The sequence below is a fragment of the Silanimonas algicola genome, from assembly GCF_054777375.1.
In genome coordinates, this window is the sequence record NZ_BAAHAS010000003.1 from 161,204 (window position 1) to 186,310 (window position 25,107).

The window sequence follows — 25,107 nt, forward strand, 5'->3', positions numbered from 1 at the left end:
CGCCGGGCTCAGGCGGCGCTGCGATCCATGCGGCTGGCGAGCTCACGCCAACCCGGCAGGTGCGCGGCCATGCCGCAGCGCTCCAGCCACGGCTCGTCCACCCGGCGGTCGAATGCCAGTGCGGTCGCGACGTGGACGGCGCCGACCACGCCGAAGCCGCTGCCCGACAGGCGCGGCGTCCGCTGCCAAGCCACGGCCTGCTGCAGGAGGGCCGGCATTTGCCAAAGGCCCATCAGGTAGGCCGCGGCCTCGTCCTGGACCGGTGGCGCCACCGGCAGGGCCGCGACGTCGCCGCTGTCGAGCTCGGGCAGCATCTCGCCGATGCCGGCCAACAGCGCCGCCGTGGAGGCGACGTCAGGATCGATGTGGGGCGCCATCAGCCGTGGTGCCAGCCACGCCGCCAGGAGGCTGCGCTCGCGGACCCGTTCGGCCCGGGCCGCGTCGGCGCCGCTGAAGGCGTACAGCTCGGCGGCGAGCACCAGGTTGCGCGTGGTCTTGAGCCCGAGGCGCGTCACGGCGAAGGGAATGCTGGCGATCTGCCGGCCGGCGCCGTACATCGCCGAGTTGGCGATCTGGAGCACGCGCGCGCCGAGCACGGGGTCGGCCATCACGTGCTCGGCGATGCGTGCGATCTCGACGTTGGGGTCCTCGAGTGCCTTGCAGATCGCCATGTAAAGCCGGGGCGCGCCCGGAAGGCGGGTCAGGGCGCCGACCTGGGCGCGCAAGGCCGGACGGTCGAGCCGTTGGGCCAACTGGGCGTAGGCCACCAGCGCCTCGGCGATCCCCTCCACCGGACTGCCGGCGTCCAGCAGGCCATGGGCCAGCGCCTGAAGCCGTGGTTCGATGCTGCCGCTTTCGGCCGAGACGAGGACCAGCCGCGCCGTTTGCGGCGCGGTGTACAGCTGGTGGCGAAGCAGGGATTCGGCATCCGGGAGGGCGGCATCGACGACGATCGCGTCCGCCGCCTCGTGCTCGAGCACCTGCCGCGATTCCTCGGGACGGGCGTACGACAGCACCTGCCAGTCGTAGCCGCGCGCCAGCAGCGCGTCGGCCACCGCGCCAGGACGGTTCGGGTCGGGCGTGGCGAAGAAAACGCGCATGGAGGGACGGACGCCTGTTTGTTGCTTTTGACAAAGACTACCCGTCGGCATGCCGGCGAATCCGGGGCTGCGTCACACCTTCATCCATCCCCCGCGCCGCGGCCCCTGCGGGGGCTGCGGCAGGGGGGCTCTGCTACAGTCCCTCGACGCCTCCCCGAGCCTCCAAGCCGCTTGAGCGATCCCGCCGCGACCCCCGATGACGCGCCCCTGCGCCTGCTGTATGCCGGCGCGGACCGGGGCGTGGCCGTCGCGCTCGCCCAGGCCCTCGGCCCGCGGATCGTCCTCGCCGTCGTCGACGCGGCCGAGGATGCCCTCGCGCTCGTCCGCCGGGAGGCTTTCGATGCCGTGCTCGTCCAGCCCCGGCTTGCCCAAGGGTCGGGCAACGCCCTGCTCGGCGTCCTCAAGCGCGAGGCCCCGAAGCTGGTGCGCTGCCTCGTGCTTGACGATGGCCGCGATGCGCCCGGTCTGGCGGCGCTCGACAACCTCCATCGCCTCCTCTACCAGCCGATCGACGCCGACGCCCTGCTCGCCGGACTCAAGTCGCTGCTTGCGCTGCGCCGTCGCCTCGAAAGCCCGCGGCTGGCCGAGGCGATCGGCCGCATCGGCCGACTGCCGCCACCGCCGGCGCTCTCGCTCGACCTGATGCGCCGCACCGAGGACCTCGAGGTTGCCGCCCGCGATGTCGCGACGCTGGTCGAGAGCGACCCCACGCTGGCCGCCAAGGTGCTGCGCTTGTGCAACTCGGCCATGTACAGCGGCGGGCGCCGCATCGACGATATCCACAGCGCGGTGGTTTGGCTCGGCAACCTCAGCCTGCGGCGCCTGGTGATGGCGGGCGAGATTTTCGGCGCCGCGCGGCCGAAGGCCGAGCCCGAGGCGCTCGACCGCCTTCGCGAGACCAGCCTGCGGGCGTCGCGCCTTGCCGCACGCCTCTTGCCCGGCCCGCGCGCCGATCTCGCCGCCACCGCGGCCTTGCTGGCCGGCGTCGGGCGCCTGCTGCCCCAGGTCCGCGTGCCGTGGGCCCGGCAGGAGGGCGACGCGGCCGATTGGCCCACGTATGCCGAGGCGGGCGCCTACCTCCTCGCGCTGTGGGGCCTGCCCGAGACGCTGGTCGAAGCGGTTGCGCAGCATCCGACCCCTGCGGCGATCGCGGAGCATGGCCTCGGCGTCGTGGGCGCCTGCCACGTGGCGTGGGCCCTGCTGGGCGAGGTGCCGCTGGACGAGGCCTGGCTGGAGGCGCGGGGCCTCGTCGCCGAACTCGAGGCCTGGCGCGCGCTGGCCGTCGAGCTCCCCGGCGAGGGCTGAGCCGCGGTGGACGACGCCACCGACCCGGTGAGCGGGCTGCGCTGGTTGGGTGCGGACGATCCGGTCCTCCGCGGCTGCGCCGCCGATGGCCGGCGCGTGCTGTTCGCCGAGATCGCCTTGGACCGCTTCGTCGGCCTCGTCGACGGCCTCGGCGAGGACACCGCCGGCCGCGCCTTGGCCGTGGCCGCCGACCGCATCGCCGCCTTCGCGCTGCCGCAGGGACGGCTGTGGCGCCTTCGCGGCGCCTGCCTGCTGCTGGCCACCGATGCCACCGACGTCCTCGTCGATCCGGAGGCCTGGGCGCAGCGCCTGCTGGCCGAACTGTCGGCGCCGCTGTCGGTGCCGCCCTACACGCTGGAGATCAACGGCAGCATCGGACTCGCGGTATACCCCGACGACGCCCCCACGCTGGCCGCCGCGCTGAGCGCCGCCGACCGCGCGCTCTACGCCGCGCAGCGCTCCGGCGTCGGCCGGGTGTTGCGCGGCGCCGCTCCCGGCGCCGCCGGTCGCAGCGTGCCGATGTTCACCGAGGCCTTGGCGACGGCGCTGGCGCGCGACGAACTCGAGCTGCACTACCAACCCTTCGTCGATGCCGCCGATGGCCGCATCGCCGGGGTAGAGGCCCTGCTGCGCTGGCGCGCGCCGGACGGCCGTCTGCTCGCACCGCCCCAGTTCCTGCCGCGTGCCGAGCAGCTCGGGTTGATGCGTGGCATCAGCGGCTGGGTGCTCGACCGCGTCATCGCCGATGCGCGCCACTGGCGCCGCGCCGGCTTCGACGACCTGCGCATCGCCGTGAATGTCTCCACCGTGCAGCTGCTCGAGGATGACCTCGTCGACCAGTTGGAGACGCGCCTCGCCGCCGCCGACGTTGCCTTCGACCAGTTCGAGATCGAGCTCTCGGAAAGCACGCTGCTGCGCGATGTCGACCGCATCCGCGACACCTTGAGGCGGCTGCGCAGCTACGGCGTGGGCCTGACGCTCGACGATTTCGGCATGGGCGGTGCCGGCCTCGTGCAACTGCCGCGCTACCCGCTGTCGAAGATCAAGATCGACCGCGACTTCACCGGTGAGATCGCCCACGACCAAGGCCAGGCGGCGATCGCCCGAGCGATCATCGCGATGGGCCGCCAGCTGCACCTGAAGGTGATGGCCGAAGGCGTCGAGTCCGAGGCGCAGGTGGGCTACCTGCGCCGCGCCGACTGCGACCAGTTGCAGGGCTTCCTGTTCTCCGGGCCCAAGCCGCTGGCCGAGATCGATCCGCTGCTGCGCCAGCGTTACCTGCGCCCGGAACTGTTCGCGCAAGGCGCCGCCTCGCGGACGCTGCTGCTCGTCGATGACGAGGAGAACGTGCTTCGCGCGCTGCAGCGCGTGTTCCGCCGCGACGGTTACCGCGTGCTGGCCGCCAGCCGCGTGCAGGAGGCGTTCGAACTCCTGGCCAGCAACGACGTGCAGGTGATCGTCAGCGACCAGCGCATGAACGACGTCAGCGGCACGGAGTTCCTGGGCCGGGTGAAGGAGCTCTACCCGCGGACGGTCCGCCTGATCCTCTCCGGCTACACCGACCTCGCCACCGTCACCGAGGCGATCAACAAGGGCGCCATCTACCGGTTCCTCACCAAGCCCTGGGACGAGGAAGACTTGCGCCATCACATCCGCGAGGCCTTCCGCACCTGGGAGGGGCTGCAGTGAGCCCTCGCCGCGGTCGACGCGTCGAGGAGTGCCGATGGGCTTCGTGATCCTGCGCACGCTGCGCCGACTGCCCAACCTGCTGCTGCTCTCGGCCCTGCTCGCGCAGGTGCTCGCCTGGCCATGGTTGGAGGGTGTCGCCGGCGGACGGCTGGTGCTCGTCGGCTTCGACTGGGTGATCCTCGTGCTCGCGCTCCGCGCCGCGCGGGCCACCGGGGCCGAAGCGCGGCTCGGCTGGTGGCTGCTGGGGCCCGCGGTCGTGCTGCATGCGGGCGAGGTGGCATTCGGCGGCAGCGGCCTGTATGTCGCCAGCCAACTCGCGCAAGCCGGCTTCCATGGCTTCGTGGTGAGCTGTTTGCTGCGCTACGTGCTGCGCGATGACGTCATGACGCTGGACGAACTGTGGGCGCTGGCCTCGCTCTACGTGCTGCTGGCCTTCGTGTTCGCCTACGTCTACGCGGTGGTCGAGCACCTGGCGCCCGGCGCCTTCTACATCAATCCGACGAACAACCCGGATGGCGTGACCGGCTGGTGGGAGCTGCTGTACTTCAGTTTCACCTGCCTCACGTCGGTGGGCTTCGGGGAGATCACCCCGGTGCACGACGTCGCCCGTTCGGTGGTGATGGTCCAGCAGGTCACCGGCGTGCTCTACCTCGCCATCGTGATCTCGCGGCTGATCGGCATGCAGCGGCGGCGGCCGGGCTGAGTCAGTCGCCTGGACGCACCGGCTGGTGCACCGGCAGCACGACGGTGAAGACCGCGCCGCCTTCGGCGCCGTTCGCCACCTCGATGCGGCCGCCGTGCTTCTTGACGATGCCATAGCTGATCGACAGCCCCAGCCCCGTGCCGGTGCCCACCGGCTTCGTGGTGAAGAAGGGGTCGAAGATGCGCGGCAGCGTTTCCGGATCGATGCCGGGGCCGCTGTCGCGGATGCTGATCCAGGCTTCACCGCGCGCTTCGTCGTGGCCGCTGGCCAGCGTGATCGTGCCGCGCTCGCCAATGGCATGGCCGGCGTTGAGCAGCAGGTTCATGAACACCTGGTTGATCTCGCTGGGATGGCATTCCACCAGCGGCAGCGGCCCGAGTTGGCGCTCGACCCGGGCTTTGTACTTGAGGTCGTTCCAGACGATGTTCAGGGTGCTCTCGAGGCCTTTGTGCAGGTCGACCCGGCGCCAGCCCGCCTCGCGCCCGGCGTGGGAGAAGTCCTTCAGGTCCTGCACGATGCGGCGCACGCGTTCGAGGCCTTCGCGTGATTCGTTGATGAGCTCGGGCAGGTCGGTGGAAACGAAGTCGAAATCGACGCGGGTGCGGACTTCCGAGATCGCCGCCAGCGTCCCCTCGTCGAGTCTGGGCGCCAGCGCGCGCTCGTAGGCGTGGATCAGCTCGAGCAAGCCGCTGGTGTAGTCGCGCAGGCTGACGAGGTTGGAATGCACGTAGCCGATCGGGTTGTTGATCTCGTGGGCGATGCCGGCGGCGAGCTGGCCGATCGAAGCCATCTTTTCCTGTTGCAGCAGCTGCTCCTGGGCGCTGGCGAGGCGCGCGTAGGCCTGCTGCAGTTCCCCGTGGCGTCGCCGCAGCTCGTCCTGCCGGTGCCGCGCTTCGGTCACGTCGCGGAGCAGCAGCAGGTGCGCCGGCGTTCCGTCGACGACCCACGGGTAGCGGCGCAGCGCGAGCACCACGCCACGGGCCTCGTCCCGGACGTCGCCGCTCCAGGCTTCCTCGGGCGCGGTTGCGAACACCTCGTCCGGCAGCAGGGCGACGAGCGGCGCGGGGTTGTCCGGGTCGTCGGGGTCGGTGGCGACGCGATGCGCCAGCTCGCCGGCGGCCGGGTTGGCGTAGTGCACCGCTTGCCGGGCGTCGACCAGCAGCACGGCCTCCTCGATCATCTCGAGGAAGGCGACGAGTTCCGGGTTGCTGGGTTGGCTCGGCAGCCAGAAGCGGCCGGGCGGGGTATCGGGCATGCGCGGTGCACCGTCGAGGCGACGGTGCACAGGCTAACGCCGGCTCAGGCGACGGCGATAGGCCGCGACCACGCGCCGTGGGCACGCTGGCCGCGCGTGTCGTAGCCAACCGCCTCGCTACGACCCAGCTGGCGGAGCGCGAACGCCACCGCGCGGCGGCGGCGGGCCAGCATCAGGCCGTTTTCCCGGTTGAACTCGGCCAGCGCGGCGACGCGCGGCGCGTCCGCGCTGCTCAGGCCGGCCGACTCCGCGGCGCGCAGCGCCTGCAGCTTGGCTTCCGTGGAGCGCAAGAGCGCTTCGACGTCCTGACCGGACAAGGCATCGCGTTCAGCGCGCAGCGCGGCTTCGAGGGCGTCGAGCAGGGTGGCGGTCATCGGGTCGGGTCTCGGGCTTCGTCAGACGCTCAGCTGGCGCTCCAGCGCGTCGAGGCGCTGGGCGATCTCCTGCGGATCGATGCGGTAGGTGCCTGCGGCCAGGGCCGCGCGCAGCGCTTCGATCTTCGCCATGTCCATGGGCGGTGGGCCGGCCTTGGTCTGCTTCTGCACGACCCGCAGCGCTTCGGCCTCGCCGGTCAGGCGCACGTTGTCGGAGGACGCGGCCTGGGTTTCGGCGATGGCTTGGGCACGCGGGGTCCCCGACCGTTCGATGGCGGCCGGCGCCGGCGCGGCCGCCGGCGCGGGGGCCGGGCGGGGCGCGGAGGCTCCGTCGATCTTGTTGGTCATGGTCGTGTCCTCCGGAACGAGAGGTTCCTCACGACCGGTATCGGCCGTGCCCCGCGCGACTTTAGCCCCAAGGGGGAAATTTTTCCGTCGACGCCGGAAACGTGCGCCGGCCCACGCTTCGGCCGGTTCATCGGCCGACCCGGACCTCGCCCGGAGCGGCCACCACGCCGCTCAGGACCCGGCGGGAGCTCAGGTTCTCGACCCGGACGACCTCCCCGGCGCCCGCGTCGGCCAAGGCCCGGCCGGCCATCCGCACTTCGAATCCGCCGCCGCCGGCCACGAGGGCCACCGGCTCGCCGCGCTTCACCACGGCCTGTGCGACCAGATCGCTGCGCCGCAGCACCTGGCCGGCCTGCCCGCCGAGGCGCAGGGTCTGGCCGATGGCCTGGGCCGGGTCGGTCAGGGGCGCGGCGCCAAGGCGCGCGGTGTCGCGGGTTTCCACGCCGACCGCCGAGGCCGGGACCGGTTGCCCGGGGGCCACGGCGGCGGTGAGCACCACCACGGGCTGCACCCGCTGCACCCGGACCGGCACGAACAGGCGCCAGCCGTCGGGACAGCTCACTTCGACGTTAACGGCCGACAGCGCCTGCGCTTGAAGCGCATGCGGGCAGGGCGGCATGCGCAAGGCGGGGTCCAAGCGGGCCTCGATGCGGACGCCGGGCGAGGCGAGGGCGCCCTCCGCCGCGGAGCGGATGGACTCCACCGTCTGGAAGCTGCCGTCCTGGGCCCGCAGCCCGCCGGCGAACGCGAGGCCGGCGGCGGCAAGGCTGCCGAGGACAAGAACGCCGGCATGCAGGGTTCGCGGCACGCGTCGTTCGCGGCGGAGCGCCCGGGCGAGGTCGGGCAGGCGCGGCGGTGGCAGGGGGGCCGGGGCGGGCAGCGGGGTCGCTTCAGGGCGGGACATCGGTCACTCCGGGCGCGGATGCGTCGTGGCAGGCTGTGCAAGCGGCGTGCCGCGGCACGCGACGTGCAAGGGCCCCGTGCGCCGAGCGCACCGCTCAAGAAGCCCGTTGGCGGGCCGACAACGACAAGGAACGTCCCCATGGAATCGAGGCTGCCGAGCCGCATGTCGCGCGACCTGCTCAACCGCATCGACCAGCGCACCCGTTTGGCCGGCCACAACCGGCTGGCCCTGCTGCTGTTCCGCCTCGGTGGCCGCCAGCTGTTCGGCGTGAATGTCTTCAAGGTGCAGGAAGTGCTGCGTCGACCGCCGCTGTTCCCGATCCCGCGCCTGCCGCCGGGCTTCGTCGGCGCTGCCGACATCCGCGGCCGTTCGGTGCCGATCCTCGACCTCGGCAGCGCCGTCCGCTATCCGGAGCGCCATCTCGACCCGCCCTACCTGGTGGTGACGGAATTCAACCGCTCGGTGCAGGGCTTCCTCGTCGCCGAGGTGGACCGCATCGTCAACATCGCCGTCGAGGACATCCGTCCGCCGCCGGAGCTGGGCGTCGATGACAGTTACCTGACCGCGGTGACCCGCTACAACGGCGAACTGATCCAGGTCATCGACGTCGAGTCCGTGCTCGCCGATGCGACCGGGGCGCGGATGCTGCAGCCGATCGAGCAGCGCCTGAAGATCGGCGCCGGCGAGGAACCGATCCGCATCCTCGTCACCGACGATTCCCGCGTGGCCCGCAACCAGATCCGCGGTGTGCTGGACCAGCTCGGCGTCTCCTCGACCCTGCTGTCCGACGGCCGGCAGGCCATCGAGCACCTGAAGCAGCTGGCCGCCGAGGGCATCGACGTGACCCGCCACTACGCGATGGTGATCTCCGACATCGAGATGCCCTCGATGGACGGCTATACCCTGACGACGGAAATCCGCCGCGATCCGGCGCTGGCCGGGCTGTTCGTGCTGCTGCACACCTCGTTGTCCGGCGTGTTCAACAACGCCATGGTCGACCAGGTGGGTGCGAACGCCTTCGTGGCCAAGTATTCGGCCAACGAGCTGGCCGAGAAGGTGCTGGCCCGCGTCCAGGCCTTCCAGCGCGAGAAGGCCGCGGCCTGACCGCGGGCCCACGACGGGGCCTGCCGCCGCTCTGGCACGGTCCTTGCACCGCTCCGTGGCAACCCACGCCCGGAGCCGCCCATGGCCGGTCCCTTCGACAATCCGTTCGGTCTCTCCGCCCTGTCGCTGCCGCTGCGCGAGCAGCGGCTCAAGGTGCTGTCCTCGAACCTCGCGAATGCCGACACGCCGGGCTACCAGGCCAAGGAGTTCGATTTCCAGCGCGCCCTGGCAGGTGCTGAGGACCACCAGCGCCGCGTCACCGCTGGTCCCTCGCGCGGGCCGCTCGGCATCGGCGGTGGCGGCGTGGCCGACGGCATGGGTCTGGCCGAAGGGCCGGACTTCCGCCGCTACGTGACCACGCGCCAGGCGCTGCAGCCCAGCCTGGACGGCAACACCGTGAATACCGAGACCGAGAACGCCGCCTTCGGCCGTGCGGTGCTCGAGTACCGCGCCTCGTTGACCTTCTTCGAATCCCGGGTGCGCGGCCTGATGACCGCGATCACGGGCCAGTAAGGGAACCGCCATGAGCAGCCTGCCCATCTTCGACGTCGCCGGGAGCGCGCTCTCCGCGCAGTCGGTGCGCCTCAACACCATCGCCTCGAACCTCGCCAACGCCGACACCGTCGGCCGCACGCCCGAAACCGCCTACAAGCCGATCGAGCCGACCTTCGAGACCGCGCCGCTGCCCGGCCAGGACGGCATGAGCGGAGTGAAGGTGCTGCGCGTCGACCCGCTCGACAAACCCGCCATCAAGCGCTTCGAGCCCGGCCACCCGATGGCCGATGCCGAGGGCTACATCTACGCGCCGGACGTCGATCCGGTGGCGCAGATGGTCAACCTCATCTCCGCTTCGCGTGGCTACCAGGCCAACGTCGAAGTGCTCAATTCCGCGCGCGAGCTCGCCCTCGCCACGCTCACCATCGGCCGCTGACGCGGCCCAGGGAATCGACCATGGCATTCGACGTCAACGTCGCCAACGGCATCGGCCTCACCAGCAGCCCGCAAACGCAGAGCCGCATGGGCAAGTCCGACCTCACGCAGGCCGACTTCCTGCGCCTGATGACCGAGCAGCTGAAGAACCAGGACCCGCTCAAGCCGCTGTCGAACGCCGAGTTCGTCAGCCAGATGGCGCAGATGTCGACCGCGCAGGGCGTCGGCGACCTCGAGACCGCCATCGACAACATGGCCACTTCCTTCAACAACGACCAGGCCCTGCGTGGTGCCGACCTGATCGGGCGTAACGCGCTGGTCGAAACCGACCGCCTGCCGCTGTCGGCCGATGCCGAAGGCGCGCTTTCCGCCACCGGCGTCGCCGCGACGCCCGGCGCCGGGCCGGTGACGATCGAGATCACCGCCGCCAACGGCGCGCTGGTACGGCGCTTGCAAGTCACGTCCCAAGGGGCCGGCGACGTGCCCTTCGCGTGGGACGGCCTCAACGAACAAGGGCAGGCGATGGCGCCGGGCACCTATCGCATGCGGGCCACCTTCGGCGAGGGACGCGATTCGAAGGCCGTCGGCACCGGGACGATGGCGCCGATCGACAGCGTCACGCTCGACCCGCAGGGAATGCTGCTGAACCTCCGCGGCCTCGGCACGGCGCCGCTCTCCGCGATCCGCCGGCTGGGCTGATGCCTCGCCTGCCCTGACCACCGCCAATACCCGCTGCACCGCACCTGGAGCACCGCCATGAGCTTCCGCACCGCCCTCTCCGGCATCAACGCGGCCACCACCGACCTCTCGGTGACCTCGAACAACATCGCCAATGTCTCGACGGCCGGCTTCAAGGAAGGCCGCGCGGAGTTCGGCGACCTCTACGCGGCGTCGATCTTCGGCACCTCGCGCAACACCGCCGGCTCCGGCGTGCGCGTCACCGGCATCACGCAGCAGTTCACCCAGGGCAGCATCGAATTCACCAACCGCAACCTCGACGTGGCGATCTCGGGCGGCGGCTTCTTCACGCTGAACAACAACGGCGCCACCGTGTACTCGCGCGCCGGCAACTTCCAGCTCGATCGCGACGGTTTCGTCGTCAACCCCACCGGCGCGCGGCTGCAGATCTTCCCGCCCACCGACCAGAGCGGCAACAACTTCGAGACCGGCCGGCTGCAGGACCTCCAGCTCACCACCACGGACAGCGCGCCGAGCGCCTCGACCGAAGTGATCGTCGGCTCCAACCTGCCGGCCAACGGCACCGTCCCTGCGGCGTCGCCGTTCGATCCGAACGACACCAACACGTTCAACCATTCGACCTCGATCACGCTCTATGACTCGCTGGGCGTGGCCCACGTGCAGACGCTGTACTACGTGAAGACGGCGAACCCGAACGAGTGGCAGCTGTACAACTACATCGATGGCACCGCGGTGGGCGCGGCGCAGACGCTGCAGTACGACGCGCAAGGCGCGTTGACCGCGCCGGCCACCGGCTTCATCACCCTGCCGGCCTACACGCCGACGACAGGTGCGGCCCCCATCAACCTCACGCTCGACCTGCGCAGCTCGACGCAGTACGGCGAGCGTTTCGCCATCAACGACCTGCGCCAGGACGGCTACACCACCGGTCGCCTGATCGGCATCGAGTTCTCGCAGGAAGGCGTCGTCTTCGCGCGCTACACCAACGGCGTCGCCTCGCCGCTCGGCCAGGTCGCCTTGACCACCTTCCCGAACCAGCAGGGCCTGCAGAACCTCGGCGACAACGTCTGGTCGGAGACCTTCGACTCCGGCGGCCCGCGTCGCGGCGCGGCCGGCACGTCGGACTTCGGCCTCGTGACCTCCGGTGCCCTCGAAGGCTCGAACGTCGAACTCACCGAGCAGCTGGTGAACATGATCGTCGCGCAGCGCAACTTCCAGGCCAACGCGCAGATGATCCAGACCACCGACCAGATCCAGCAGACCATCATCAACCTGCGTTGATCGCGGGCTGACACCGGAGCACGACGATGGACAAGGCCCTTTACGTCGCGATGTCGGGAGCGCAGGCCAACCTGCGCGCCCAGGCGGCCGTATCGCACAACCTCGCCAACGTCTCCACCGCCGGCTTCAAGGCGCTCCTGCACGCCACCGAGGCCTTCCCCGCCAAGGGCGGCGAGGTCGGCTCGCGCACCTACACGATGGGCGATGTTGGCGGCTTCGACGCGACCGGCGGCAGCCTGCAGACCACCGGCAATCCATTGGACTTCGCGCTCAACGGCGCCGACCTGTGGATGAGCGTCGCCGACCGCGGCGGCGAGCCGGCCTACACGCGAGCCACCGACCTGAAGCTCGACGCCACCGGCCGGCTGACGAACGGCCGCGGCCAGCCCGTGCTCGACGATACGGGCCAACCCATCGCGCTGCCGCCGTTCCAGAGCCTGTCGGTCGGCGGCGACGGCACCGTCGCCATCGTCGCCCTGGGCGATGCCACCGGCACGGCGCAGAACGTCGCCCGGATCGGCGTCGTCCGCGCCGACCCCACCACGCTCCAGCGCGGCGAAGACGGCCTGTTCCGTCCTACCTCGCAGGACCCCGCCGCGCAACCGCAGGCCGCGGCCGGGGAAGTGTTGATGAGCGGCGTTCTGGAGAACAGCAACGTCAACGCCACTGAACAGCTGGTGGCCATGATTTCCCTCTCGCGGCAGTTCGAGATGAACCTCAAGGTCATCCGCAGCGGCGACGAGAACGCGCAGGCGGCGAACACGCTGCTGCGCGCCCGCTAAAGGAGACGCGCCATGAACCCCGCCCTGTGGATCGCCAAGACCGGCCTCGACGCGCAGCAGACGCGCATGTCGGTGGTCGCGCACAACCTGGCCAACGTCAACACGACGGGCTACAAGCGCGACCGCGCCAGCTTCGAGGACCTGCTGTACCAGCAGGTGCGCGCGCCGGGGGGCGCCAGCTCGCAGCAGACCAACCTGCCTTCGGGCCTGCAGCTCGGCACCGGCGTGCGCGTGGTGAGCACGGCGAAATCGCACATCCAGGGCAACCTGCTGCAGACCGGCAACGCGCTCGATGTCGCCATCAACGGCCGCGGCTTCTTCCAGGTGCTGCTGCCCGACGGCACCGAGGCCTACACGCGCGACGGCAGCTTCCAGATCAACGCGCAGGGCGAGCTGGTGACCAACTCCGGCTACACCATCCAGCCCGGCATCCAGATCCCCGAGGGTGCGCAGGCGATCTCGATCGGCAGCGACGGCACCGTGACCGTGCAGATCGCCGGCCAGGCCGCGCCGCAGGAAGTTGGCCAGATCACCCTGACCGACTTCGTGAACCCGAGCGGCCTGTTCGCCAAGGGCGAGAACCTCTACCTCGAAAGCGGCGCCTCGGGCCCGGCACAGGCCGGCACGCCCGGCCAGGCCGGCATCGGCCTTCTGGCGCAGGGGTCGCTGGAGAGCTCGAACGTCAACACCGTCGAGGAGTTGGTGGCGATGATCGAGACGCAGCGCGCCTACGAGATCAACGCCAAGGCCATCAGCACCACCGACCAGATGCTGGCTTACCTGAACAACAACGTCTGAGCCCCGCCATGAAGCGCGCCCTCGTCCTCGCCCTCGTCCTCCCGATGCTCAGCGCCTGCGGCCACGGCGCGATGATCCGCGGCGACGTCCAGCCGCTGGCGCCGATGGCGGTGATGCAGGTGCCGGTGCAGGCTACCGCCGCGCCGAGCGCCGGTGCGATCTATCGCGAGGGTCCGGGGCTGCGCCTCTACACCGACCGCAAGGCGCGCGAGGTGGGCGACATCGTCACGATCAACCTGTCGGAGCGCACTCAGGCCAGCACGCGCGCCAACACCGCGATCACCAAGGAATCCACCAACAGCATGTCCGGCACCGTGTTCGGTGCCCCGGTGACGGTGGGTGGCCAGGACATCCTCGACAACTCGCTGTCGAACACCCGCGATTTCGCCGGCGACGGCAACTCGACCCAGAGCAACCAGATCACCGGCACGCTGACCGCCCAGGTCGTGCAGAAGCTGCCGAACGGCAACCTCGTGATCCAGGGCAGCAAGGAGCTGGCCCTGAACCAGGGCAACGAGTTGATCCAGGTGCAGGGCATCATCCGCACTGCCGACATCGGCCCCGACAACACGATCGCGAGCACCCGCGTGGCGGACGCCCGCATCGTCTACGGCGGTCGCGGCCCGCTGGCGCGGTCCAACGCGATGGGCTGGCTGGACCGCTTCTTCAACGGGGCGTGGTTCCCGAACTGAACGGCGCCCGCGCCGCCCACCCGCCACGGCCCGCTTCTGGCGGGCCGTCGTGTTTCCGGGCGCTCTGGCACGCGGCTTGCAAGTTTCCCGGCGAGCGGCCGATACCGCCGGAGAGCACCCATGTCGTCCCACCCCTCCCGTTCCCGATCCCTCACGGCCGGCCTCGCCGCCCTCGCGTTGCTGGTGGCCGCGCTCGCCAGCGCCCCGGCCCAGGCGGTCGAGCGCATCAAGGACCTCGCCCAGGTCGAGGGCGTCCGCGGCAACCCGCTTGTCGGTTACGGCCTGGTGGTGGGCCTGGACGGCACCGGCGACCGCACCAGCCAGTCGCCCTTCACCACCCAGAGCCTGAAGAACCTGCTCGACGAACTCGGCGTGACGATCCCGCCGGGGGTCAATCCGCAGCTGAAGAACGTCGCGGCCGTCGCCATCCACGCCGAGCTGCCGCCGTTCGCGCGCCCAGGCCAGGCCATCGACGTCACGGTGTCGTCGATCTCCAACGCCGTCAGCCTGCGCGGTGGCGCCCTGCTGATGGCCCCGCTCAAGGGGGCCGATGGCCAGGTGTACGCCATCGCCCAAGGCAACCTCGTGGTCGGTGGCTTCGGCGCGCAGGGCAGCGACGGCTCGCGGGTCTCGGTGAACATCCCGAGCTCCGGCCGCATCCCGAATGGCGCCATCGTCGAGCGCTCGATCCCCGATGCGCTGGCGCAGAGCGGCGCCGGCGGCACGCTCATGCTCAACCTGCACCAGCCCGACTTCACTACCGCCAGCCGGATGGTCGATGCCCTGAACAAGGCCTTTGGCGAGGCTTCGGCCACCGCACTCGATGCCGGGACGGTGCAGGTGCAGACCCCCACCGATCCGGGCGCCCGCGTGGCCTTCCTCGCCCGCGTCGAGAACCTGACGCTCGATCCGGGCCAGGTCGCCGCCAAGGTGGTGGTGAACGCCCGCACCGGTACCGTCGTGATCGGCAGCAACGTGCAGGTGATGCCGGCCGCCGTGGCGCATGGCTCGCTCACCGTGACGATCACCGAAGCCGCCAACGTCAGCCAGCCGGCGCCTTTCAGCCAGGGCGAAACCGTGGTGACGCCGGAATCGACGGTCGAAGCCACGGTCGATGGCTCGCGCATGTTCCTGTTCAAGGGCGGCACCTCGCTCGACCAGATCGTCCGCGCCGTGAACGAGGTCGGCGCGGCGCCGGGTGATGTGATCGCGATCCTCGAGGCGCTCAAGCAGGTCGGCGCGCTGCGCGCCGAACTCGAGATCATCTGAGGTCGCGGCCATGCGCGTTGATGCCCGCCCGATGCCGTTGCAGCCGGACAAGCCGATGGACGCGGCGCAGATCGACAAGGTCGCGCGCGACATGGAAGGCCTGTTCGCGCAGATGATGATCAAGCAGATGCGCGAAACCGCGCTCGGCGACACGATGTTCCCCGGCGCCGCCGGCCAGTTCCGCGAGCTCTACGACGAACAGATCGCGAAGTCGCTGACCCAGGGCAAGGGCCTGGGCCTGTCCGACATGATCGCCCGGCAGCTCACCCGACAGGGCGGCGGCAGGCCCGACGCCGCGGTGGGCGCCTTGCCCTTGTCGCTGGCGAAGGCCGGCACGGCCCCGATGCTGCCGCTGGACACCTACGTGCGCCCGCTGGCGGCGAAGGTGCTGTCGCGCGAGGCCGCGCCGTCCTTGGCGACGACCACGGAGGCCGCCGCGCCGACGCCCGCGCTCGCGGCGGCGAACGGGGTCGCGAAGCCGAACTGGATCGCCGCGGCCGACGTGCCGCGGATGCTGCCCGCCCTGCGCACCGCGGCCGCGACCGAGTCCGTTCCGGCTGCGAAACCTGCCGCCGATGCCGGGCCGGCCAACGCCCGCGTCGAGGCCTTCGTGGCCAAGGTCTGGCCGCATGCGCAGAAGGTCGGCCGCGAACTCGGCGTCGACCCGCGCGCCATCGTCGCGCAGACCGCCCTCGAGACCGGCTGGGGCCGCAGCACCATCGTGGCGAACGGCCAGACGGCGAACAACTATTTCGGCATCAAGGCCACGGGCGGCTGGCGCGGCGATCGCGTGGCCACCGACACGCAGGAATTCGTGGGCGGCGGCTTCCGCACCGAACGCGCGGCCTTCCGCGCCTACGACGGCGTCGAGCAGAGCTTCAATGACTACGCCGCGCTGTTGAAGCGCAGCCCACGCTACGCCGCCGCGCTGAACGCCGGCGACGACATCCGCGGCTTCGCGTCCGCCCTGCAGCGCGGTGGCTACGCCACCGACCCGGCCTACGCCCGGAAGATCGAAGCCATCGCCACCGGACCGGCGTTGAACCGCGCCCTGGCCCGCCTCGACATCGATGACGCCACCGGCCCGACCGCCCCGTCGGCCCGCCACCTGGTGTTCGCCGCCAGCGGCATGGGAGCCTTCTGATGCCCAGCATCCTCGGCAACGGCACCAGCGCCCTGCTGGCCTTCCAGCGCGCGCTGGCCACCAGCAGCCACAACATCGCCAACGCGACGGTGGAGGGCTATACGCGGCAGCGCGTCGAGTTGTCCAACCGGGCGGGCGACGGCTTGCGCAACAACTATGTCGGCGCCGGCGTTCAGATCGCCGGGATCACCCGCCTGTCCGACACCCTGGTCACCAATCGCCTGCTCGACAGCCAGGGCGAGATTGGCCGCCTCGAGCTGGTCAACGGCTTCGCGTTGCGCATCGACCAGCTGTTCACCGACGCCACCACCGGCCTCGCGCAGCCGTTCTCGGCCTTCTTCGATGCCGCGCAGGGCGTGGCCGCCGAGCCGGCCTCGCAGGCCGCGCGCACCGAGCTGCTCGGTCGCGCCGAAGCCCTGGTCGCCCGCTTCGACCAGCTGCAGGGCGGCCTCGACCAGATCGACCGCGAGATCAACGCACGCCTGGCCGGCGGCGCCGAGGAAGTGAACCGGCTGGCCAGCGAAATCGCGCGACTCAACGTCGAGATCAGCCGCAACGGGCCCGCCAACGCCTCGCCCGACCTGCTCGACCAGCGCGACCGCCTGGTGTCGCAGGTGGCGACGCTGACCGGCGTCACGACGCTGCCGCAGGAGGACGGCGCGCTCAACGTGTTCACCACCGGCGGCCAGCCGATCGTGGTCGGCGCGAACGCGTCGCGCTTCATCACCGTGCAGGACGACTTCCGCAACGACCGCGTCGTGCTGGCGCTGGAGACCACGACCGGGACGGTCCGTCTGGGGGCCGGCAGCATCGCCGGCGAGCTGGGCGGCGCGCTGTCCTCGCGCGCCGAGCTGGTCGACGCCGGGCGCGCCGAACTCGGCCGCATCGCCGCGACGCTGGCCGAGATCGTCAATGGCCAGAGCGCCGCCGGCCTCGATCTGAACGGCAACGTCGGCACCGATTTCTTCGCCCTCGCCGCCCCCATCCCGCTGGCGAACCGCAACAACACCGGCACGGCCACGCTGGCCGTCGACATCGCCGATGTCGGCGCGCTGGACGGCGTGCCGCTGGAGTTCCGTTTCGACGGCGCGAACTGGAGCGCGCGCCGCGGCGACACCGGGGCGCCCGTGGCCTTGGCCGGCCTCGGCACCGTGGCCAGCCCCTTCGTCGTCAACGGCATCGAGGTGGTGGTCTCGGGCGCCGCCGCGGCAAACGACCGCTTCCTGATCGAACCGACGAGCAACGCCGCGCGCGACATCGCCGTGGCGGTCAACGACCCGAACCGCATCGCCGCGGCCAGCCGCATCCGGCCCAGCGCCGACCTGACCAACCTGGGGCAGGGCCGCGTGGTCTCGCTGGCGGTGCTCGACCCGGCCAATGCGGCGCTGACCACGCCGGCGACGATCCAGTTCCTGACGCCCACGACCTTCAGCCTCAACGGCGGCCCGGCCCAGGCCTACACGCCAGGCGCCAACATCGATGCCAACGGCTGGCGCCTCGTCCTCGATGGCGTGCCTCGGGCTGGCGACACCTTCCGGGTGGGTGCGAACGTCTCGAACTCCAGCGACAACACCAATATGCGCGCTTGGGCGCAGCTGGACGACGCCCGCGTCCTTGGCGGTGGCGCCAATTCGCTCAATGACGCGCTCGTCGCCCAGACCACGCGCATCGGTTCGGCCGCGCGCGAGAGCAGCTTCTCGCTGGACAGCCAGAAGGCCATCGACGAGGCCCTGGTGCAGCAGCGCGAGTCGCTCTCGGGCGTGAACCTCGACGAGGAGGCCGCCGACCTGCTGCGCTTCCAGCAGGCCTACCAGGCCGCGGCGCAGGTGATCAGCATCGCGGACACCATCTTCCAGACCTTCCTCCAGGCCGTGCGGCGCTGACGGAGCACAGCCATGACCACCCGGATCTCCAGTAACTCGCTCTACGAGGCCAACGTCGCCCAGCTGCTGCGCCGGCAGGTCGACCTGATCGCCACCCAGAACCAGATCGCCAGCGGCCGGCGGGTGAACACCGCGGCCGACGACCCCCTCGCCGCCGGTGCGGCGACGGCGATCGACCGGTCGCTGGCGGAGCTCGAGCGCTTCGAGCTCAACGCCAACGTGCTGGGCAACCGCCTCAACCTCCAGGAAAGCAACCTCACCGAAGCCGGCGAGCTGTTGCAGCGCGTCCGCGAGCTGAGCATCCAGGCGGCGAACGCGCCGCTTTCGGCCAGCGACCGGGTGACCATCGCCCGCGAGATCCGGCAGATCCGCGATGGCCTGCTCGGCATCGCCAACGGCACGGATGCGGCCGGTCGATACCTCTTCGGCGGGGCGCAGGACGACCGCCCCCCCTTCGTCGATGCCACCACCGGGGTGAGCTACGTGGGCGACCAGGTGCAGCGGCGCGTCGACGTCGCGCCGGCGCTTGCCCTGGCCGATGCCGAGCCGGGCAGCGAGGTCTGGATGCGCATCCCCACCGGCGACGGGCGGGTGGCCGTGAGCGCGGCGGCGACCAACACCGGCACCGGCCTGCTCGGCACGTTCGGCGTGGTCGACGCCGCCGCCTGGGCCGTGAATGGCAGCGCCGGCTACCGCGTGGCCTTCACCTCGCCGACCACCTACGAGATCCAGGACGCCGGTGGCGCGCCGCTGGTGCCGCCCCAGACCGGCACCTACGCCCCGGGCGACACCCTGAGCTTCGAAGGCCTGCAACTCCGCCTCAACGGCGAGCCGGCCACCGGCGACGTGTTCACCGTCGGCCCTTCCGGCCGCCAGGACATCTTCGGTACCCTCGACGCGCTGGCCGATAGCCTCGAAGCCCCGGCCACGACGGTCACCGAGCGGGTGAGGCAGCAGAACGCGATCTTCGTGGCCTTGGCCAATGTCTCGGCCGCGCAGGATCATTTCGTCGACAAGCGGGCCGCGGGCGGTGCCCGCCTGGCGGGCATCGACGAGGCCGGCGCGCTGCGCGAGGCCACGTCGGTCACCCTCAAGACGACGCTCTCCGACCTGCGGGACGTGAACATCGCCGAGGCCGCCAGCCGCCTCGCCCAGCAGAGCACCGCCCTCGACGCGGCCCAGCTCAGCTTCCAGCGCGTGGCCAGCCTCTCCCTGTTCAATTATTTGCGCTGATCCACAAATCGCAGTCTCCGGGGCCTAAAGCTCCGGCCGGTAGCGCCGTTACTGCATACAGCAGCGGGAGTACCGGGCCACGGCCCCCCACCGCGGCCCCGGACAGCTCGGCGCTGGACCGGCACACCATCCGACCCGGAGACCAAGTCCATGAGCATCATCAACACCAACACGATTTCGCTGAACGCCCAGCGCAATCTGCAGTCGAACTCGGCCTCGCTGGCGACGACGATCCAGCGCCTGTCCTCGGGCCTGCGCATCAACAGCGCCCGCGACGACGCCGCCGGCCTGGCGATCTCGGAGCGCTTCAGCACCCAGATCCGCGGCCTGAACGTGGCCGTGCGCAACGCCAACGACGGCATTTCGCTGGCGCAGACGGCGGAAGGCGCCCTCGGCGAGATCGGCACGAACCTGCAGCGCATCCGCGAACTCGCGGTGCAGTCGGCCAATGCCACCAACTCGTCATCGGACCGTACGGCCCTGAACGCCGAAGTGAGCCAGCTGGTCGACGAAATCGACCGCGTGGCCAAGCAGGCGGAGTTCAACGGCACCAAGCTGCTGGACGGCAGCTTCCTGGGCCAGCTGTTCCAGGTCGGCGCCAACGCCGGCCAGGCCATTGCCATCCAGAGTACGGCGGATGCTCAGGCAGCTAGCCTCGGCGGTGCCAATTTCGACAGCATCTCGATCGCTACGGCGGTGTCCGGTACGATCGCCGCGGCCGGCACCATTACCGGCATCACCGTCACGGATAGTTTGAACAACACCGTCAATATTGACGATGTCGAGTTTGCGGCAACGGATGACGCGGCGGCCATCACCGCGAAGATCGCGGCGGCGATCAATGCCAAGATCGGCGAGACGGGCCTGTTCGCGGAAGCCGACGGCGTTGGTTTGACGCTGACCTCGGTGCGCGAAGCGGTGGACGGTGACGGCGACTTCCAGGGTTATGTCGTCAATCTCGGCACCGCTTCGTCTGGTTCCGGCGCGACGGTCGCGACAGCGCCCACGACGGCCAACACCACGGCTGCTACCGGCAGCCCGGCTTTCCTGGACACGCTCGATATCTCGACGGTGTTGGGTGCCGGCCAGGCCCTCGCGATCATCGACAAGTCGCTGACCACGGTGAACTCGGCCCGCGCCGACCTCGGTGCGGTGCAGAACCGCTTCCAGTCGGTGGTGGCGAACCTGAACACGAGCGCCGAGAACCTGACCGCATCCCGCAGCCGCATCCGCGACGCGGACTACGCGAAGGAAACGGCCGAGCTGACCCGCACGCAGATCCTGCAGCAGGCCGGCACGGCGATGCTGGCCCAGGCCAACCAGATCCCGCAGAACGTCCTGTCCCTGCTGCGGTAACGGTAACCGATCCGGACGCCGGCCTCGCGCCGACGCCCTGATCCGCAATGCCCGGAGGCGGGCCCAAGCCTGGGCCCGCCTTTCGTTTGCCTGGAATCAGGAACGTGCCCGGGTGACGGGCGCCCAAGGGAGTGCCATGAGCATCATCAACACCAACACGATTTCGCTGAACGCCCAGCGCAATCTGCAGTCGAACTCGGCCTCGCTGGCGACGACGATCCAGCGCCTGTCCTCGGGCCTGCGCATCAACAGCGCCCGCGACGACGCCGCCGGCCTGGCGATCTCGGAGCGCTTCAGCACCCAGATCCGCGGCCTGAACGTGGCCGTGCGCAACGCCAATGACGGCGTGTCGCTGGCGCAGACGGCGGAAGGCGCCCTCGGCGAGGTCGGCACCAACTTGCAGCGCATCCGCGAGCTGGCCGTGCAGTCGGCGAACGCCACCAACTCGTCATCGGACCGTACCGCCCTGAACGCCGAAGTGAGCCAGCTGGTCGACGAAATCGACCGCGTGGCCAAGCAGGCGGAGTTCAACGGCACCAAGCTGCTGGACGGCAGCTTCCTGGGCCAGCTGTTCCAGGTCGGCGCCAACGCCGGCCAGGCCATCAGCATCAGCAAGACCGCCGACGCCCAGGCCGCCAGCCTCGGCGGTGCCGTCTTCGCCAGCGACCGGGTGGTGAATGCGGTGGATGATTTCTTCGTCGCCGCGACGGGCGCAGGAACGATCACGGGCTTGAGCGTGACGGACACCCTCGGTAACGTCGTCGCCATCGACGATGTCGATGTCGACGTGGGTGACATGGCCCGGGACGTCGTCGCGAAAATCGCGGCCGCCTTCAATGCCAAGATCGGTGAAACCGGCCTTTTCGCGTCCACCGAGGATAACGATCTGATCTTCACGTCGGTTCGAGAGTCACGTGATGGTGACGGTGATCCGGCGGATTACGTGGTGAACCTCGGCGCGGCTTATTCCTCGGGGGGTATCTCTTCCCCGGGCGGGACCTCGACCATCGCCTCCGGGGCGGCGCTTGCTTTCCTCGATGATCTGGACATCTCGACGGTGGTGGGCGCCGGCCAGGCCCTGTCGATCATCGATCGCGCATTGACGACGGTGAACGGTGCCCGCGCCGACCTCGGTGCGGTGCAGAACCGCTTCCAGTCGGTGGTGGCGAACCTGAACACGAGTGCCGAGAACCTGACCGCCTCCCGCAGCCGGATCCGCGACGCCGACTACGCGAAGGAAACGGCCGAGCTGACCCGCACGCAGATCCTGCAGCAGGCCGGCACGGCGATGCTGGCCCAGGCCAACCAGATCCCGCAGAACGTGCTCTCGCTGCTGCGGTAACGGGAATGGGCGGGGGCACCGCCGCCAGAACCGGGAAAAAGCGAAGGCCGGGGCGACCCGGCCTTCGTCTTTTCCGTTCGCGACGCGCTTGTGGCATGGGCCTTGCAACACGGGGGGTGGCCCGACGGAACACCGCCGGGCCGGCGGGCGCCGTCATCGGTCCGTCTGTTCGGCGAGCAGTGGCCGCTGTTGTCAGGGCAGGGGGCGGACGGGTACGTCCTCCGCGACCCGTCCCCACCGGCTGCCGGACCCTTCCCAACGTCCATTGAGGATTCCCGGTCATGAGCATCATCAATACGAACACGATTTCGCTGAATGCCCAGCGGAATCTGCAGACCAACAGCGCGTCGCTCGCGACGACCATCCAGCGCCTCAGCTCGGGCCTGCGCATCAACAGCGCCCGCGACGACGCCGCCGGCCTGGCGATCTCCGAGCGCTTCACCACCCAGATCCGTGGCCTGAACCAGGCCGCCCGCAACGCCAACGACGGTATCTCGCTGGCCCAGGTGGCCGAAGGCGCCCTCGGCGAGGTCGGCAACAACCTCCAGCGCATCCGCGAGTTGGCGGTGCAGTCGGCCAACGCGACCAACAGCCAGAGCGACCGCGACGCGCTGAACGCCGAAGTGCAGCAGCTCATCGACGAGGTCGACCGCGTGGCCAAGCAGGCCGAGTTCAACGGCACGAAGCTGCTGGACGGCTCGTTCACGGCGCAGCTGTTCCAGGTCGGCGCCAACGCCGGGCAGGCCATCGCCATCACCGAGACCGCCGACACCCGCGCCGAGAGCCTCGGCGGCGCGGTGTTCGACACCTTCACCGGAACCACGGTGGCGAGCGGAACGGCGAATGCGGCCGCGACCATCACGGGCATCACCGTCACCGACAGCCTGAACAATGTGGTGGCGATCGATGACGTCGAAATCCGGATCGGCGACACCGCTAGCACCGTGGTCGGTCGCATCGCCGCCGCGATCAATGCCCGCATCGGCGAGACCGGCCTGTATGCCGAGGTCGCGGCCAACGGCGTCGACATCACGTTCTCGTCGGTTCGTCAGTCCGTCAATGCCAGCGGTGCCTTCGCCGGCTACGCGGTGACCTACGGAACGCCGAGCACCACGTCAGGCATCACCCTCGGAACCCCGCCGTCGGCGAACACGGCGGCGCCGGCCGGCAATCCGGCCTACCTCGACACGCTGGACATCTCCACCGTCGTGGGCGCCGGCCGCGCGCTGTCGATCGTCGATCTGTCGCTGACGACCGTGAACGGCGGGCGAGCCGACCTCGGTGCCATCCAGAACCGCTTCAGCTCGGTGATCGCCAACCTGACGACGAATTCCGAGAACCTGACGGCGTCCCGCAGCCGCATCCGCGACGCAGACTACGCCCGCGAGACGGCGGAGCTGACCCGCACGCAGATCCTGCAGCAGGCCGGCACGGCGATGCTGGCCCAGGCGAACCAGATCCCGCAGAACGTCCTCACCCTGCTGCGGGGCTGAACCGGCGCGCACTGGCGGCCTTGGCCCCGGCGGCGTAGCTTCAGCCCCCGGGGTCGCGGCCGATATCCAGCAGAGTCAAGGAGTTCGCCATGGGTTCGATTTCCAGTCCCGGCATCGGGTCCGGCATCAACGTCAACCAGCTGGTCTCCCAGCTGGTGGCGGCCGAGCGCGCGCCGCAGGAGCAGCGCATCGCGCGCCGGGAAACCGACGCCCGATCCGACCTCGCGGCGTTCAACCAGATCCGGACGGCCTTGGCCAGCCTGCGTACCGCGGCCAACGCCTTGGACGGCACCAATGGCGTGGCCGGTAGGAAGGCCAATGTGCAGGCGGATGCGGGGTTCACCGCGTCGGCCACCGGCACCGCGGCCCTCGGTCGCTACAGCATCGAGGTCGAATCGCTGGCCACGGCGCAGAAGCGCCAGAGCGGTCCGGTCGCCTCGGGCGCCAACCTCGGCACCGGCACGCTGAGTTTCACCGTCGACGGCGAGACCTACAACGTCACCCTCGGCGCCACCAACACCATCACCGAGCTGCGCGACGCCATCAACACGGCGACGGGCGGCAAGGGCTTGTCGGCCACCGTGGTCAACGGCGATGCGGGCAGCGTGCTGGTGCTCAATGCCGCCAAGGCGGGCACCGCCGGCGCCATCACCATCAACGCCACCGGGGCGATCGCCACGTTCGCCAACGGCCTTGCGGTCACCACGCCGGCGGCGAATGCCGTGGTCAAGGTCGATGGCGTCACGCGTACCGCCGACAGCAACCGCCTGACCGACCTGATCGCCGGCGTCACCCTCGACCTGACCAAGGCGCAGGACAACAGCACCTTCACCCTCGACATCGTCGCCGACAACGCCAACGTCCGCGCCGCGCTGCAGACGTTCGTCGGCAGCTACAACGCGGCGTTGACCCAGCTGCGCAATGCCAGCGCCTTCAATGCCGAGACCCGCACCGGCGGCCCGCTGGTCGGTGATGCCGCCGTCCGTGGCCTGCAGCAGCAGCTGCGTGGCGCGGTCGGCGATGCTTTCGCCGAGCTCAGCGCCCTCGGCGTGCGTAGCAGCAAGGATGGCTCGCTCAGCATCGACATCAGCAGGTTCGATGCCGCGCTCGCCGCCGACCCTGCGGCCGTCGAGCGACTGTTCGACAAGGAGCGCACCGGCAGCCTCGGCGCCGTGCTCTCGGCCCGCCTCGAGGGTGCCGTGGCGCCCAACACCGGCCTGCTCGACGCCCGCACGAAGGCACTCAACGATCGCCTGAAGGGACTCCAGAGCGACCGTGACCGACTCGACGTGCGCATCGCGCGCATCGAGGACAATTACCGGCGGCAGTTCACCGCGCTCGACGGCCTCGTCGCGCAGCTGCAGAGCACGTCGTCCTTTCTCACCCAGGAACTCGCGCGCCTCCCCGGCGCTGGTTGATCCCC

Annotated in this window: 24 protein-coding genes; 19 read left to right on the forward strand and 5 right to left on the reverse strand. The window is 70.4% G+C overall.

Features of this window, described 5'->3' with window-relative positions:
- Positions 1 to 8: 8 nt before the first annotated feature.
- The gene (locus ACYVAK_RS10915) at positions 9 to 1,100 is read right to left on the reverse strand and encodes an HDOD domain-containing protein (protein ID WP_461060859.1); all 1,092 of its coding nucleotides are present in this window, start codon (positions 1,098 to 1,100) and stop codon (positions 9 to 11) included.
- 171 nt (positions 1,101 to 1,271) lie between these two features.
- Between ACYVAK_RS10915 and ACYVAK_RS10920 the strand changes: the two genes are divergently transcribed.
- The 3 genes from ACYVAK_RS10920 to ACYVAK_RS10930 are packed head-to-tail and all read left to right on the forward strand — an operon-like array spanning position 1,272 to position 4,797.
- The gene (locus tag ACYVAK_RS10920) at positions 1,272 to 2,405 is read left to right on the forward strand and encodes an HDOD domain-containing protein (RefSeq protein WP_461060861.1); all 1,134 of its coding nucleotides are present in this window, start codon (positions 1,272 to 1,274) and stop codon (positions 2,403 to 2,405) included.
- A 6-nt stretch (positions 2,406 to 2,411) separates the two neighbouring features.
- Complete coding sequence (locus ACYVAK_RS10925; protein ID WP_461060863.1) at positions 2,412 to 4,094, forward strand: EAL domain-containing protein; 1,683 nt, start codon at positions 2,412 to 2,414, stop codon at positions 4,092 to 4,094.
- A 34-nt stretch (positions 4,095 to 4,128) separates the two neighbouring features.
- Entirely contained in the window at positions 4,129 to 4,797 is a 669-nt protein-coding gene (locus ACYVAK_RS10930) for a potassium channel family protein (RefSeq protein WP_461060865.1), read from the forward strand.
- Between the two features lies 1 nt (position 4,798).
- Here ACYVAK_RS10930 and ACYVAK_RS10935 read toward each other — a convergent pair whose 3' ends face one another.
- From ACYVAK_RS10935 to flgA, 4 genes are all read right to left on the reverse strand, one after another.
- Positions 4,799 to 6,052, reverse strand: coding sequence for an ATP-binding protein (locus ACYVAK_RS10935; RefSeq protein WP_461060867.1), 1,254 nt, complete (start codon positions 6,050 to 6,052; stop codon positions 4,799 to 4,801).
- 44 nt (positions 6,053 to 6,096) lie between these two features.
- Positions 6,097 to 6,426 carry a flagellar protein FlgN gene (locus ACYVAK_RS10940; protein WP_461060869.1) on the reverse strand — a complete coding sequence of 110 codons (330 nt, stop codon included), beginning with the start codon at positions 6,424 to 6,426 and terminating at the stop codon, positions 6,097 to 6,099.
- 21 nt (positions 6,427 to 6,447) lie between these two features.
- Entirely contained in the window at positions 6,448 to 6,774 is a 327-nt protein-coding gene (gene flgM / locus ACYVAK_RS10945; RefSeq protein ID WP_461060871.1) for a flagellar biosynthesis anti-sigma factor FlgM, read from the reverse strand.
- A gap of 127 nt (positions 6,775 to 6,901) precedes the next feature.
- Positions 6,902 to 7,678, reverse strand: coding sequence for a flagellar basal body P-ring formation chaperone FlgA (gene flgA / locus ACYVAK_RS10950; RefSeq protein ID WP_461060873.1), 777 nt, complete (start codon positions 7,676 to 7,678; stop codon positions 6,902 to 6,904).
- 162 nt (positions 7,679 to 7,840) lie between these two features.
- Between flgA and ACYVAK_RS10955 the strand changes: the two genes are divergently transcribed.
- From ACYVAK_RS10955 to fliD, 16 genes are all read left to right on the forward strand, one after another.
- Entirely contained in the window at positions 7,841 to 8,782 is a 942-nt protein-coding gene (locus tag ACYVAK_RS10955; RefSeq protein WP_461062130.1) for a chemotaxis protein CheV, read from the forward strand.
- Positions 8,783 to 8,863: 81 nt separating this feature from the next.
- Positions 8,864 to 9,295, forward strand: coding sequence for a flagellar basal body protein (locus ACYVAK_RS10960; RefSeq protein WP_461060877.1), 432 nt, complete (start codon positions 8,864 to 8,866; stop codon positions 9,293 to 9,295).
- A gap of 10 nt (positions 9,296 to 9,305) precedes the next feature.
- Positions 9,306 to 9,713, forward strand: a complete 408-nt coding sequence (gene flgC / locus ACYVAK_RS10965) for a flagellar basal body rod protein FlgC (protein ID WP_461060878.1) — start codon at positions 9,306 to 9,308, stop codon at positions 9,711 to 9,713.
- A gap of 20 nt (positions 9,714 to 9,733) precedes the next feature.
- Positions 9,734 to 10,411, forward strand: coding sequence for a flagellar hook capping FlgD N-terminal domain-containing protein (locus ACYVAK_RS10970; RefSeq protein ID WP_461060880.1), 678 nt, complete (start codon positions 9,734 to 9,736; stop codon positions 10,409 to 10,411).
- A 57-nt stretch (positions 10,412 to 10,468) separates the two neighbouring features.
- Positions 10,469 to 11,692 (forward strand): flagellar hook protein FlgE, encoded by a 1,224-nt coding sequence (flgE, locus tag ACYVAK_RS10975; protein ID WP_461060882.1) that lies wholly within the window; start codon positions 10,469 to 10,471, stop codon positions 11,690 to 11,692.
- A gap of 26 nt (positions 11,693 to 11,718) precedes the next feature.
- Positions 11,719 to 12,474 (forward strand): flagellar basal body rod protein FlgF, encoded by a 756-nt coding sequence (locus ACYVAK_RS10980; protein WP_461060884.1) that lies wholly within the window; start codon positions 11,719 to 11,721, stop codon positions 12,472 to 12,474.
- A gap of 12 nt (positions 12,475 to 12,486) precedes the next feature.
- A complete protein-coding gene (gene flgG / locus ACYVAK_RS10985) occupies positions 12,487 to 13,272 on the forward strand; it encodes a flagellar basal-body rod protein FlgG (RefSeq protein WP_461060886.1) in 786 nt (261 codons plus the stop codon).
- Between the two features lie 8 nt (positions 13,273 to 13,280).
- Entirely contained in the window at positions 13,281 to 13,964 is a 684-nt protein-coding gene (gene flgH, locus ACYVAK_RS10990; RefSeq protein WP_461060888.1) for a flagellar basal body L-ring protein FlgH, read from the forward strand.
- Between the two features lie 120 nt (positions 13,965 to 14,084).
- The gene (locus tag ACYVAK_RS10995; RefSeq protein ID WP_461060890.1) at positions 14,085 to 15,233 is read left to right on the forward strand and encodes a flagellar basal body P-ring protein FlgI; all 1,149 of its coding nucleotides are present in this window, start codon (positions 14,085 to 14,087) and stop codon (positions 15,231 to 15,233) included.
- 10 nt (positions 15,234 to 15,243) lie between these two features.
- Positions 15,244 to 16,377, forward strand: a complete 1,134-nt coding sequence (gene flgJ, locus ACYVAK_RS11000) for a flagellar assembly peptidoglycan hydrolase FlgJ (protein WP_461060892.1) — start codon at positions 15,244 to 15,246, stop codon at positions 16,375 to 16,377.
- Positions 16,377 to 18,260 (forward strand): flagellar hook-associated protein FlgK, encoded by a 1,884-nt coding sequence (flgK, locus tag ACYVAK_RS11005; RefSeq protein WP_461060894.1) that lies wholly within the window; start codon positions 16,377 to 16,379, stop codon positions 18,258 to 18,260. The genes flgJ and flgK overlap by 1 nt, the downstream gene beginning before the upstream one ends.
- A 12-nt stretch (positions 18,261 to 18,272) precedes the next feature.
- Positions 18,273 to 19,493, forward strand: coding sequence for a flagellar hook-associated protein FlgL (gene flgL / locus ACYVAK_RS11010; protein ID WP_461060896.1), 1,221 nt, complete (start codon positions 18,273 to 18,275; stop codon positions 19,491 to 19,493).
- A gap of 150 nt (positions 19,494 to 19,643) precedes the next feature.
- The gene (locus ACYVAK_RS11015; RefSeq protein ID WP_461060898.1) at positions 19,644 to 20,849 is read left to right on the forward strand and encodes a flagellin; all 1,206 of its coding nucleotides are present in this window, start codon (positions 19,644 to 19,646) and stop codon (positions 20,847 to 20,849) included.
- A gap of 136 nt (positions 20,850 to 20,985) precedes the next feature.
- A complete protein-coding gene (locus ACYVAK_RS11020; RefSeq protein WP_461060900.1) occupies positions 20,986 to 22,191 on the forward strand; it encodes a flagellin in 1,206 nt (401 codons plus the stop codon).
- A gap of 281 nt (positions 22,192 to 22,472) precedes the next feature.
- Positions 22,473 to 23,684, forward strand: a complete 1,212-nt coding sequence (locus ACYVAK_RS11025) for a flagellin (RefSeq protein WP_461060902.1) — start codon at positions 22,473 to 22,475, stop codon at positions 23,682 to 23,684.
- Positions 23,685 to 23,773: 89 nt separating this feature from the next.
- Positions 23,774 to 25,102 carry a flagellar filament capping protein FliD gene (fliD, locus tag ACYVAK_RS11030; RefSeq protein WP_461060904.1) on the forward strand — a complete coding sequence of 443 codons (1,329 nt, stop codon included), beginning with the start codon at positions 23,774 to 23,776 and terminating at the stop codon, positions 25,100 to 25,102.
- Positions 25,103 to 25,107: the final 5 nt, after the last annotated feature.